Annotated in this window: 8 protein-coding genes; 2 read left to right on the top strand and 6 right to left on the bottom strand. The window is 72.4% G+C overall.

Features of this window, described 5'->3' with window-relative positions:
* Positions 1-8: 8 nt before the first annotated feature.
* From HCC61_RS14150 to HCC61_RS14140, 3 genes are read right to left on the bottom strand one after another with little or no spacing between them, the layout of a single operon-like run.
* Complete coding sequence (locus HCC61_RS14150) at positions 9-1,202, bottom strand: nucleotide pyrophosphatase/phosphodiesterase family protein (RefSeq protein ID WP_169135791.1); 1,194 nt, start codon at positions 1,200-1,202, stop codon at positions 9-11.
* Positions 1,202-1,786, bottom strand: a complete 585-nt coding sequence (locus HCC61_RS14145) for a DUF5998 family protein (RefSeq protein ID WP_169135790.1) — start codon at positions 1,784-1,786, stop codon at positions 1,202-1,204. Before HCC61_RS14145 ends, HCC61_RS14150 begins: the two co-directional genes overlap by 1 nt.
* Positions 1,787-1,814: 28 nt before the next feature.
* The gene (locus tag HCC61_RS14140) at positions 1,815-4,964 is read right to left on the bottom strand and encodes a GNAT family N-acetyltransferase (RefSeq protein WP_169135789.1); all 3,150 of its coding nucleotides are present in this window, start codon (positions 4,962-4,964) and stop codon (positions 1,815-1,817) included.
* Between the two features lie 148 nt (positions 4,965-5,112).
* Between HCC61_RS14140 and HCC61_RS14135 the strand changes: the two genes are divergently transcribed.
* A complete protein-coding gene (locus HCC61_RS14135) occupies positions 5,113-5,397 on the top strand; it encodes an HPr family phosphocarrier protein (RefSeq protein ID WP_169135788.1) in 285 nt (94 codons plus the stop codon).
* A gap of 201 nt (positions 5,398-5,598) precedes the next feature.
* Here HCC61_RS14135 and HCC61_RS14130 read toward each other — a convergent pair whose 3' ends face one another.
* The 3 genes from HCC61_RS14130 to HCC61_RS14120 form a co-directional block, all read right to left on the bottom strand.
* Positions 5,599-6,465 carry a M23 family metallopeptidase gene (locus tag HCC61_RS14130; protein WP_169135787.1) on the bottom strand — a complete coding sequence of 289 codons (867 nt, stop codon included), beginning with the start codon at positions 6,463-6,465 and terminating at the stop codon, positions 5,599-5,601.
* A gap of 640 nt (positions 6,466-7,105) precedes the next feature.
* The gene (locus tag HCC61_RS14125; RefSeq protein ID WP_169136036.1) at positions 7,106-8,476 is read right to left on the bottom strand and encodes a pitrilysin family protein; all 1,371 of its coding nucleotides are present in this window, start codon (positions 8,474-8,476) and stop codon (positions 7,106-7,108) included.
* 59 nt (positions 8,477-8,535) lie between these two features.
* A complete protein-coding gene (locus tag HCC61_RS14120; protein WP_169135786.1) occupies positions 8,536-9,909 on the bottom strand; it encodes a pitrilysin family protein in 1,374 nt (457 codons plus the stop codon).
* 318 nt (positions 9,910-10,227) lie between these two features.
* Here HCC61_RS14120 and HCC61_RS14115 point away from each other — a divergent pair, with 318 nt between their 5' ends.
* Positions 10,228-12,672 (top strand): DNA topoisomerase IV subunit A, encoded by a 2,445-nt coding sequence (locus HCC61_RS14115; RefSeq protein ID WP_169135785.1) that lies wholly within the window; start codon positions 10,228-10,230, stop codon positions 12,670-12,672.
* Positions 12,673-12,739 lie beyond the last annotated feature (67 nt).

The following is a 12,739-nucleotide window of genomic DNA, read 5'->3' as shown; positions in this document are numbered from 1 at the left end:
GTACCGCTCTACGTGCGCACTTCGAGGAGCGGGACGAGCTGTTCGGCGGACGTGGCGGAGCCGTGCATCCCGATCAGCGCGGACTCCTTGGGCTCGCGCTCGGTGGCCACGACGGCGGCGTCCCCGCTCATCGCCGCCACCACGTCGCCGATGCGGTCGTGCACACGGTCATCGATCCGCGGCCCGAACCACCCCAGTTCGACGGCCTCTTCGCGGGTGGCCACCCAGGCGTCGCCCGCGAGGACCTCACGCCACACCGACGCCACGTCGCGCGCCGCACCGGGTACGACGTAGAGGTGGCGCATCCGGCCCTCGCCGCCGAGCTGCGCGAGGCCCGCGTTCAGCTCCCAGTCCTCGTCGACGTCGAAGCGGGCCTCCGGCGTGCGGGGCACGTCCACCATGCCGTGGTCGGCGGTGATGTACAGCGCGGAGCGGGGCGGCAGTTGCTCGGCGAGACGCTGCGCGAGCCTGTCGACGTACATCAGCTGGCCGCGCCAGGCGTCGGAGTCGATGCCGTACCGGTGGCCGTGGCCGTCGAGTTCGGCGTAGTACGTGTAGACGAGCGTGCGGCCGGCCGCGGCGAGCCGGGCGGCGGCCTGGTCCATGCGCTCCTCCGCGCTCAGCACTCCGTAGAACGTGCCGCCCGACAGGGCGACTCGCGTCAGCGGCGTCTGCTCGAAGTGCGGGGCGGAGACCTGGCTGGCGGTGATGCCGGCGGCGTCGGCGAGCCGGAAGACCGTCGGATAGGGCTGCCACGCCTCCGGGTCTGTCCAGGGCTGCCAGCGCAGCTGGTTCATCAGCCGCCCGGTGTCCGGGTCGAGCGCGGTGTAACCGGGCAGTCCGTGCACGCCGGGAGGCAGGCCCGTACCGACGGACGCCAGCGAAGTCGCCGTCGTGGAGGGGAAACCGGCGGTCAGGGCGGTGCCGGTGCCGCCGAGGGAGGTGTCCAGGAGCGAGGTGAGGAAGGGCGCCTCCTCCGGATGTGCCCGCAGCACCTCCCAGCCGAGGCCGTCGACGAGGAACACACAGGCGCGGTCGGCCGGTTCGAGCCGCAGCCCCGTCTCCAGCCCCTCCATGCCCTGCGCGGTGACGACGGCGGGCAGCAGGTCCGACAGCGACGCCCGTCCGTAGCGCGGAACGGGAGCGGTGCGCGGATCGAGGGGCAGCGGCTCCTGCGGGTTCTCGGTGGCGGCCTGTGCCATCAGGAAGGGGTCACCGTCGCCTCTGAGAGCGCCTGCGCGAAGGCCAGGGTCTGCCGCACCGTGTCCGGGCCGTCGGCCGCCTCGCTGACGCGGAGCGAGAGGTCGTCGGCCGTGGAGGAGCCCGTATAGCCGTGGTCCGCCTCGCAGTTGGGGTCGCCGCAGGTGGCGGGCTCCATGTCGAGCCGCGAGACGGCGCCCCAGCCGATCGTCAGCACGACCTCCCGGGGCAGCGTCCCCGGGGTGTAGGACTCGGGGTCGGCGACGACGCGGGAGAGCACAACGGACGAGATGCGCTGGATCTTCACCGACTCCGTGGACGTCGTCGCGTACGGGGACGAGGACGTGCCGTCCGCGGGCTGCTCGTCGGTGTGCGAGACGAGGAAGCGCGTACCGGTGAGGACGAGGACCGTGACGTGGCGGCGCACCTCGTTGGAGTCGAACGTCGTCTCCTGGTGCACGAGGTAGGAGTTGACGGGCTCCCCGCCCACCGCCGCTTCGACGGCCTCTCCCACGAGGGTCGGGTAGTAGCCGCTGCGCTCGATCGCCTCACGCAGCCCCTGGGTCGTCGTACCGGTCTTCGCCATGCGGGCCATCCTACGGGCCGGTGGACTCTCAGTAAGCGGGCAGGCTGCGGCGGCCCAGGTCCGTCTGCGGCGGCGGCTCGGCCACGCGTACGGTCGCGCCGAGCACCGTACGGCCGCGTGGCGCCACGACTACGGGCTCCAGGTCGACGGCGACGATCTCCGGGTGGTCGTGCAGCAGCCGGGAGACCCGCAGCAGCAGGTCCTCAAGGGACGCGACGTCGACGGGCTGCGCGCCCCGCCAGCCGAAGAGTATCGGGGCGCTGCGGATGGCCCGCACGAGCTCGGCGGCGTCCTTGTCGGTGACGGGGACGAGCCGGTGGGCGACGTCTTCCAGCAGTTCGGACGGGGTGCCCGCGAGGCCGAAGGAGAGCACGGCGCCGATGGTCGGGTCGACGGCCGCCCTGACGACGGTGTCGACGCCGCGCGGCGCCATCGCCTGTACGACGGGACGCAGCTCGCCCGCGTCGCCGAAGGAGTCGGTCAACTCCGCGTAGGCGCGGCGCAGTTCGGTCTCGGAGGAGATGTCGAGACGCACGCCGCCCAGGTCGGCGCGGTGGCGCAGGTGGGGCGCGGTGGTCTTCAGGGCTACCGGGTAGCCCAGGCGCCGCGCCGCGGCGGCGGCCTCGTCCGGGCCGGGGGCCGGGCTCGTGGGCTGGACGGCGATGCCGTAGAAGCCGAGCAGGGAAACGGCATCGTCAGCGCCGAGGGTGACGCTGCGGGCGCGCTCCGTCGCGGCCTGCGCCTCGCGGCGCCCGGCGGGGGGTACGGCGGGGATGCCGGGCTCGGAGCCGGAGGGGCCGGGCTCGCGGCCGGACTCAGCGCTGGCGCCAGCGCCGGAAGCGCCGGTGCCGGGAGCGCCAGCCCCCGCAGACGCCGACTCGTCCGCCGCGGGCGCCCCCACCTCGACGTCGGCATCGGAGCCGGAGGAGCGGGACCCGGAGCCGGAGGCCGCGGCCGCAGCGTCGGCCCCGGCGCCCGGGGTGCCGGACCCGGGACCGGGCCAGGAGCCGGAGGCCCCGGCCTCGGACTCGCCGTCGGGCTCAACGTCGAAAGCACCGGTGCCGGGTGCGCCAGCCCCCGCAGGCGCGGACTCGTCCGCCACGGGCGGCCCCGCCTCGACGCCGGCTCCCGCGGCGCCAGCCGCGCTCGCCGACGCGCGGTGCAGCAGAGCCGAGGCCGCGTCCTCGTCGGCCTCGAACTCCGGTACCCGGCCCGGATGTTCCGCCTCCCGCCGCCAACGCGCATGGCGTGACGCCTCCGAGAGCGCCCGCACCGCGCGCTCCGGCGCCGGATAGGAGGGGATGCCGCGCTCGGCGAGGGCCGTCTCCAGGCCCTCGATCGCCAGCTGTACGACGGTGACCGGCTTCTCGGCGCCCTCGGACCCCTCGCGCAGCGCGTCCGCCAGCTCCGTCGCCGGTGTGTCGCCGACCCACGGGATGACGGTGACGACGACGGCGTCCGTCTCCGGATCCTCCAGGGCCTCGCGAAGCGCCCGCCGGTACTCCTCGGGCGTCGCGGACGTCCCGAGGTCCCGCACCGGCTGCGGCCGCAGCTCACCGGCGAGAGCCGCGTCGTACGAGAGCAGTCCGAGGGACTCGGCGTTGCCGAGGATCGCGGTACGCGGCCCGGCAGGCAGCGGCTGGGAGACCAGCAGGGCGCCCGCGTCGAGCAGTTCGGTGACCGTGTCGACCATGACAACGCCCGCCTGCCTGAGCAGCGTGGTGACGGTCGCCACCGGCGTACGCGAGACCGGAGCGGCGTGCCCCGCGGGCGGCGCGCTCCCGCTGTGCCGCGCGCCCTTGACCACGACGACCGGCTTGCGGGCGGCGATGCGCCTGGCGAGCCGGGTGAACTTGCGGGGATTGCCGATCGATTCGAGATAGAGCAGGGCGACGTCGGTGTCGGGGTCGTCGTCCCAGTGCTGGAGTACGTCGTTGCCGGATACGTCCGCGCGGTTGCCGGCGGAGACGAAGCCGGACAGCCCGATGCCGCGCTGGTGGAGCCCGGCCAGCAGGGCGATGCCGATGGCGCCGGACTGCGTGAAGAGGCCCGCCCGCCCGCGGGCCGGCATCTCGGGCGAGAGCGTCGCGTTGAGACGCACGTCCGGTGCCGTGTTCATCAGCCCGAGGGCGTTGGGGCCGATGACGCGCGTGCCGTAGGAGCGGGCGAGACGCACGAGTTCGCGCTGCTCGTCGCGGCCGAAGTCGGCGGTGAGCACGACGAGTCCCTGTACGCCGGCCTCACCGCACTCCCTGGCCAGCGCGTGCACCTGCCCGGCCGGGACGGCGACGACGACCAGGTCGAGATGCTCGGGCACATCCTTGACGGACCTGTACGCGGGGACGCCGCCGAGTTCGCCGCCCTCCTCGGGAAGCTCCCGGTTGACCGCGTACACACCACCGGTGAAGCCTCCCGCACGCAGGCTCTCCAGCACCCTGCGGCCCGCACCGCGCGGGGAGCGGCTCGCGCCGACCACCGCGACCGAGCCGGGGGCGAGCAGCCGCTCCACCGAGCGGCCTTCGGCGCGCTGCTCGCGGGCACTCATCACGGCGAGGGAGCGCTCGGTCGGTTCGAGGTCGAAGGTCAGATGGACCGAACCGTCCTCGAAGCTGCGGTGCTGCGAGTAGCCCGCATCGGTGAACACCTTGATCATCTTGCTGTTGGCGGGCAGCACTTCGGCGGTGAAGCGCTCGATCCCGCGCTCCCGCGCGACCGCCGCGATGTGTTCCAGCAGTGCGGAGGCGACGCCGCGGCCCTGCTGGTCGTCGCGCACGAGGAACGCGACCTCGGCCTGTGCGGACACGGCCCCGGCACCGGAGGCGTCGGAGGCGGAAGCGGAGGCGTCCTCTCCGGCCGCGGGTGAGAAGGCCGCGCGCCCGTCGCCGTCGATCCGGTCGTAGCGGACCGTCGCGATGAACTCGCCCCCGATGGTGGCGGCGAGGCCGACCCGGTCGACGTAGTCGTGATGTGTGAAGCGACGAACGTCACGGTCCGACAGACGCGGATAAGGAGCGAAGAAGCGGTAATACTTCGACTCGTCGGAAACACGCTCGTAGAACTCGACGAGACGCCCCGCGTCGTCCGCGGTGATCGGCCTGATCAGTGCGGTGCCGCCGTCGCGGAGCACCACGTCGGCCTCCCAGTGCGCCGGGTACGCCCGCTCCTGAGGGGTACGCATGGGATCAGGGTAAGGCCGTACGCACAGCTCGGACCCCGTACGGCCGGCAGCCGCAGCCAGCGCACGCCAAGGGGTGCGGCCGTCCGCCGGAAGCGGCATGCGAGACTTGTTTTCGCCGGACGCAAGTACGACTCGGAGGGCAACAACCATGGTAGAGCGCCGCGTCACCGTCGGGTGGGCCGAGGGTTTGCACGCCCGTCCCGCCTCGATCTTCTGCCGCGCGGCGGCTGCGGCCGGCGTACCCGTCACGGTCAAGAAGGGCGATGACGGTACCCCGGTCAACGCCGCGTCCATGCTCGGCGTGCTCGGTCTGGGCGCGGAGTCCGGCGAGGAGATCGTGCTGGCGTCCGAAGCGGTGGACGCGCAAGCCGCGCTGGAACGGTTGGCCACACTGGTCTCGGAGGGCCTGGAAGAGCTGCCCGAGACGGTCTAGCACCGCTCTACGCGGATAGCACCCGCCCTCTCTGCCCGCCGCCCGCGGCAGCACACCCTGAGCAGACGCCCGGAGGTCCGGGCGCGGTCCGGGCGCCCGCTGACATACGAAGCCCCGGCCGCACATCGCGGCCGGGGCTTCGCTGCGCTCGCCGGTCCTCGCCGGTCACCGGGGAAGGCCCGGCGGGGCGGCCGGGGACCGTCAGAGGCCGACGCCGTGCTTCTCCAAGTAGGCGACCGGGTCCATGTCCGAGCCGTACTCGGGACCCGAGCGGGCCTCGAAGTGCAGGTGCGGACCGGTGGTGTTGCCGGTGGAGCCCGACAGCGCGATCTTCTGGCCGGCCTTGACGGTCTGCCCGGTGGAGACGGCTATCGACGACAGGTGGCCGTACTGGGTGTACGTGCCGTCGCGGTGCTTGATGACGACGCTGTTCCCGAACGAGCCGTCGGTGCCCGCCTCGACGACCTCGCCGGAGGCCACGGACCGCACCTCCGTGCCCTCGTCCGCTTCGAAGTCGACACCGGTGTGGCTGCCGGAGGACCACAGTCCGCCGGAGCTGCGGTACGGAGTGGACAGCGACGGGTCCTCGACCGGCGCGACGTACGCGTTGAGCTTCGCGCGCTCGGCGGCCCTCGCGGCCCGCTCGGCCTTCTGCCTCGCCTCGCGCTCGTGCTTCGCCTTCTCGGCGGCGGCCTTGCGCTTCGCGTCCTTCGCGGCCCTGGCCTGGGCGGCGGCGGTCTCCTGGAGACGGGCCTGGTCGCCGACCGTCTCGGCGATCGAGTCGCCGAATCCGGTGGCGCCGGTCAGGCCCGCCCGGTGACGCCCCTCGGGCGCCGTACCCGTAGCCGCCTGGTGTCCGGTCTCGTGTCGGGTCTCGTGTGCTGTGTCGTGTGCTGTCTTCCCCGGCTCTGCGCCGACGGGCCGTCCGTCGTGGCCGGTGCCGGCCAGTGCGGGGGTCGCGAGAGTTCCGACGACACCGACGGTCAGGCTCGCGATGCCCGCGGCCCTGGTGCGACGGCGAGTGGGCCGGGTACGGCGATGCGTCCCGGTGGCACGGATGAACGCCATGGCAGGCGTGGCTCCTTTCCCTCCTTCTCGCCTACCGGGTCTGCCTGCCGCCTGTATGAATCCACGCGTGACCGTGCGCGGGACCCCGTGCACGATGCATCGGAATCCCGGCGGATCCAGCGGGAATTCGGCGGAAGGGGCTCCCAGCCGGTTCGGAGCAGGAAGGTCTCCTACGGTCCGCCGCGCTGAGCGGACCGATTCACCCCATCCCCTCTCCGGTACGCACCGTTTCCGGTGCGTACCGCGAGGGGACCCTCTGCGCCCTGCGGCGCCACGAGGGAAGAGCCCCCGGCTCTCCATGCGTACGTCGTCGTACTGGAGACTCGGCGAAGCCGAACGTCGGCCGCGGTCGCGGTCACTTCTGACGAACAGCCGGACCGACGCTAAACGGGACATCTGCCAACGGCCAAACCAAACCGGTGTTTTGTCGCGCAGCCCACACGGCCGAGCGGGATACATCCACCAATCCGGACATACAGGCGTGAGTGCCCGGCCGGAGGCCCCGGCACGCGACCGCACACGGCAGCGGCCCCGGTCCACGAACGGAAAGCTCGTGAACCGGGGCCGCGTGCACCGGAGTTGCCTGCGGATGCGCGGCGCGGGCCTCCGCCGGGCCGGACCGCCCCGTCCGCGCCGCCGCTCAGCCGCCGGTCACCACCTTGACCTCGCCGATGCCCAACTCCCGTGCGGGATCGGCGATCTGGGAGGCGTCGCCGACGAGGACCGTCACCAGCCGGTCCGGCGGGAAGGCGTTGACGACGGCGGCCGTCGCCTCGACCGTGCCCGTACGGGCCAGCTCGGCGTAGACGGACGCCTGGTAGTCGTCGGGGAGTTGCTGCTCGACCTGCTCCGCGAGGGTGTCGGCGACGGCGGCCGCCGTCTCGTACTTCAGCGGAGCGACGCCGACCAGATTCTGCACGGCGACATCGCGCTCGTCGTCCGTGAGCCCTTCGGCGGCCAGGGTGCGCAGCACCTGCCACAGGTCGGCGAGGGCCGGGCCTGTGACGTCCGTGGCGACCGAGCCCGAGACGGCGAGCAGCGCGGCGCCCGTGCCCTCCGCGGTGGAGCGCAGCACCTGCCCGAAGGCGCGCACGCCGTAGGTGTAGCCCTTCTCCTCGCGCAGCACGCGGTCCAGGCGCGAGGTGAGGGTGCCGCCCAGGCAGTACGTGCCGAGGACCTGGGCGGGCCAGACGCGGTCGTGCCTGTCGGGGCCGATGCGCCCGATGAGCAACTGCGTCTGCACGGCGCCGGGACGGTCGACGATGACCACGCGCCCGGTGTCGTCGGCGGTGATGGGCGGCGTCTTGCGCGGCTGTGCCGTCGAGCCCGTCCACGCGCCGAGGGTGTCGCCCAAAGCGGCCTCCAGGTCGACCCCTTCGAGGTCGCCGACGACGACCGCGGTGGCGGTGGCGGGCCGTACGTGCGCGTCGTAGTGGGCGCGTACGGCCGCGGCGTCGATGCGGGCGACCGTCTCCTCGGTGCCCTGGCGGGGGCGGGACATGCGCGACGAGGCCGGATACAGCTCCTTCGCGAGCTCCTTGGCGGCGCGGCGCGTGGGGTTGGCCAGCTCGTGCGGGATCTCGTCCAGGCGGTTGCTGACGAGGCGCTCGATCTCGCTCTCCGGGAAGGCGGGGGCCCGCAGCGCGTCGGCGAACAGTCCGAGCGCCTTGTGCAGCCGGGAGGCGGGGACTTCGAGCGATACGCGCACCGACGCGTGGTCGGCGTATGCGTCGAGGGAGGCTCCGCAGCTCTCCAGCTCGTCGGCGAACTCCTCGGCTCCGAGCTTGTCCGTGCCCTCCGAGAAGGCACGCGCCATGATCGTCGCCACGCCGTCGAGGCCGGCCGGCTCGGCGTCCAGCGGTGCCTGGAGGGTGACTTCGACGGCGACGACCTGCTGGCCGGGGCGGTCCGCGCGCAGCACGGTCAGGCCGTTGCCCAGCTGGAAGCGCTCGGGCGCGGGAAAGGCCCAGGGCTTGGGCTGTCCGCCGCGCGGGCGCGGGTGGAACTCCATCTGCCCGCCCTGGTCGTCGGACGTGCCGGGGGCGGCGTTCTGCGGGGTCGGGGCGTCGCTCACTGGCCGGACTCCTCGGTCTCGTCGTCGTTCTCGTCGCCTTGTCCCTCGCCGGACCCGTCACCGGCCGGTTCGGTCGGCTCGTAGACCAGCACCGCGCGGTTGTCCGGGCGCAGCCGGGCAGCGGCGATCGCGCGCACCTCCTCGGCTCCGACGTCCAGGACGCGCTGCACCGCGGTCAGCGCGAGCTGCGGGTCGCCGAACAGCACGGCGTAGCGGCACAGTTCGTCGGCGCGCCCGCCCACGGTGGCGAGCCTGTCCAGCCACTCGCGCTCCAACTGCGCCTGCGCGCGCTCCATTTCCTCCGGGGTGGGCCCCTCCTCCGCGAAGCGCCGCAGCTCGTCGTCGACGGCCTCCTCGATCTGGGCGACCTCGACGCCGGCCGACGCCTTGACGTCCAGCCAGCCCAGCGACGGCGCGCCGGCGAGCCGCAGCAGCCCGAAACCGGCGCCGACGGCGAGCCTGTCGCGCCGCACGAGGCGCTTGTTGAGGCGGGAGGACTCGCCGCCGCCGAGCGCGGTCAGCGCCAGGTCGGCGGCGTCGCACTCGCGGGCGCCGTCGTGCGGCAGCCGGTAGGCGGCCATCAACGCCCGGGAGGGCACCTCCTCTTCGACGACCTCGCGCTTCTGCCCGCCGATGACGTCCGGCAGGGTGCCGTCGCGCGGCGGCCTCTTGCCCTCGTGTCCGGGGACGGAGCCGAAGTACTTCTCGATCCACCCGAGCGTCTGCTCCGGGTCGATGTCCCCGACGACCGTCAGCACCGCGTTGTTCGGCGCGTAGTACGTGCGGAAGAACTCCCTTGCGTCCTCCAGCGAGGCGGCGTCCAGATCGGCCATCGAACCGATCGGGGTGTGGTGGTACGGGTGGCCCTCCGGGTAGGCCATCGCCGTCAGCTTCTCGAAGGCCGTGCCGTAGGGCACGTTGTCGTAGCGCTGGCGGCGCTCGTTCTTGACCACGTCGCGCTGGTTCTCCATCGACTCGTCGTCGAGGGCCGTCAGCAGCGAGCCCATGCGGTCGGCCTCCAGCCAGAGCGCGAGCTCCAACTCGTGGGCGGGCATGGTCTCGTAGTAGTTCGTGCGCTCGAAGCTCGTCGAGCCGTTGAGCGAGCCGCCGGCGCCCTGCACCAGCTCGAAGTGGCCGTTCCCCTGCACCTGTGCGGAGCCCTGGAACATCAGGTGCTCGAAGAGGTGGGCGAGTCCGGTGCGTCCCGCGACCTCGTGGCGGGAGCCGACGTCGTACCAGAGACAGACCGCTGCGACCGGGGTGAGATGGTCCTCGGAGAGCACCACGCGCAGGCCGTTGGCCAGCCGGTGCTCTGTCGCTGTCAGCCCGCCGGTGGCCGGCGGGGGCGTGGCAGTGTGACCCATGGGCATGGAGTCCCTTCGATCGCGTCAAATGCGTGCACGTTCGCAAGCGGTCCTGTCACCCTATGCAACCGAGCCGAGAGCGTGCGAAGTTCCCGTAGCGTACGGGCGGGAACCGGGCCCGTACCGTGTCATTCTCCGTACGATCCGGCGGGGACGGGGCGGCTGTGAAGCCCCTCGGAGCCCGTATCGCCGGGTCGGGGGGCCGGTTGTCGGTGCCGCGGTCCACAATGGTCCGCGTCGGAACGGCCTTCGCACCGGCCGCCGGGCCACCCGCCCGCAGCCGCAAGTGCGTTACGCCATGAGCAAAGAAGGAGCGCAGCCGCGATGGCCCCCCGCAGTACGAAGACACCGCCGGACGATTTCGAGGAGCGCATCCTCGACATCGACGTCGTCGACGAGATGCAGAGCTCCTATCTGGAGTACGCCTACTCGGTCATCTACTCACGGGCCCTGCCGGACGCCCGCGACGGGCTGAAGCCGGTGCAGCGCCGCATCCTCTACCAGATGCACGAGATGGGCCTGCGTCCCGAGCGCAGCCACGTCAAGTGCGCCCGCGTCGTGGGCGAGGTGATGGGAAAGCTCCATCCCCACGGCGACTCCGCGATCTACGACACGCTGGTGCGCATGGCCCAGCCCTTCACCATGCGGGTCCCGCTGGTCGACGGGCACGGCAACTTCGGCTCGCTGGGGAACGACGACCCGCCGGCCGCCATGCGGTACACGGAGTGCCGTGCGGCGCCCGCCGCGGGCCTGATGGTCGAGTCGATCGACGAGGACACGGTCGACTTCGCGGCCAACTACGACGGCAGCGAGCAGGAGCCGGGCGCCCTTCCCGCCGCGTATCCGAACCTGCTGGTCAACGGCTCGTCCGGGATCGCCGTCGGCATGGCGACGAACATGCCGCCGCACAATCTCGGCGAAGTCGTCGCCGCCGCCCGGCACTTGATCAAGCACCCGGGCGCGGACCTGGAGACCTTGATGCGCCATGTGCCCGGTCCCGATCTGCCCACGGGCGGACGGATCGTCGGCATGGAAGGCATCAAGGACGCCTACGCGACAGGCCGCGGCACCTTCAAGATCCGCGCGACGGTCGCGGTCGAGCAGGTCACGCCGCGCCGCAAGGGCCTCGTCGTCACCGAGCTGCCCTTCACGGTCGGCCCGGAGAAGGTCATCTCCAAGATCAAGGACCTGGTCAACGCCAAGCGCCTCCAGGGCATCGCGGACGTGAAGGACCTCACCGACCGGGCGCACGGCCTGCGCCTGGTGATCGAGGTGAAGAACGGCTTCAATCCGGAGGCCGTCCTGGAGCAGCTCTACAAGCTGACGGCCATGGAGGAGTCCTTCGGGATCAACAACGTGGCGCTGGTGGACGGCCAGCCGCTCACCCTCGGTCTGAAGGAGCTGCTGGAGGTCTATGTCGACCACCGGTTCACGGTGGTGCGCAGGCGCAGCGAGTTCCGGCGCACGAAGCGGCGCGACAGGCTGCATCTGGTCGAGGGCCTGCTGGTGGCGCTCGTCGACATCGACGAGGTCATCAGGATCATCCGCCAGAGCGAGAACGCCGCGGAGGCGAAGGAGTCGCTCATCGCGCGGTTCGGACTCAGCGACGTACAGACCCAGTACATCCTGGACACCCCGCTTCGCCGGCTGACGAAGTTCGACCGCATCGAGCTTGAGAGCGAACGGGACAGGCTGCGCTCGGAGATCGAGGAGCTGACCCGCATCCTCGAATCCGACGCGGAGCTGCGCAAGCTCGTCTCCGGCGAACTCGCCCAGGTCGCCAAGAAGTACGCCACGCCCCGCCGCACGGAGCTGCTGGAGTCGGCGGGGGCGCCCGTCGCCGCCGTGCCGCTGGAGGTCGCCGACGACCCGTGCCGCGTGCTGATGTCCTCCACGGGACTCCTCGCCCGTACGGCCAACGGCGAGCCGGCGTTCGACCGGGAGGCGAAGCGCACCAAGCACGATGTGATCGTCTCGGCCGTGCCGGCGACGACGCGCGGCGAGATCGGGGTCGTCACCTCGGAGGGCCGGCTGCTGCGCCTCACCGTGGTCGACCTGCCGCAGCTCCCGGAGACGGCCACGGCGCCGAGCCTCGCGGGCGGCGCGCAGATCTCGGAGTTCCTGACGCTGGACGACGACGAGAGCGTGGTCTGCCTGACCACGCTGGACGAGTCGTCGCCCGGCCTCGCCATCGGCACGGCGGCGGGCGTCGTGAAGCGGGTGGTCCCCGACTATCCGGCGCACAAGGAGGAGTTGGAGGTCATCTCGCTCCGCGAAGGCGACCGCATCGTGGGCGCGGCGGAGCTGCGCACCGGCGAGGAGGACCTGGTCTTCATCAGCGACGAGGCGCAGTTGCTGCGCTATGCGGCGAGCCAGGTCAGGCCCCAGGGCCGGGCGGCCGGCGGCATGGCCGGGATCAAGCTGGGTGAAGGCGCGAAGGTGATCTCCTTCACAGCGGTCGATCCGGCGGCGGACGCGCTGGTGTTCACGCTCTCCGGATCGCACGGCACGCTGGACGACTCGATCAGCACGGCCAAGCTCACACCGTTCGACCAGTTCCCGAGGAAGGGCCGTGCCACGGGCGGCGTGCGCTGCCAGCGCTTCCTGAAGGGCGAGGACTCACTGACGCTGGCGTGGGCGGGGCCCGCTCCGGCGAGGGCCGCGTCCGCGAACGGGACTCCGGCGGAGCTGCCCGAGCAGGACCCCCGCAGGGACGGTTCAGGGGTGCCGCTGAAGAAGCCGGTGGCGGTCGTCGCGGGGCCGGTGTAGGCGCGCTGGGGGCCGGGGCCGGACTCGATGTCCGGACCCGGGCTCGATCGAAATCCCGTCCGGGGCG

The organism is Streptomyces sp. HNM0575, assembly GCF_012726265.1.
Classification (GTDB): domain Bacteria; phylum Actinomycetota; class Actinomycetes; order Streptomycetales; family Streptomycetaceae; genus Streptomyces.
This window is presented reverse-complemented; position numbering and strand designations above follow the sequence as displayed.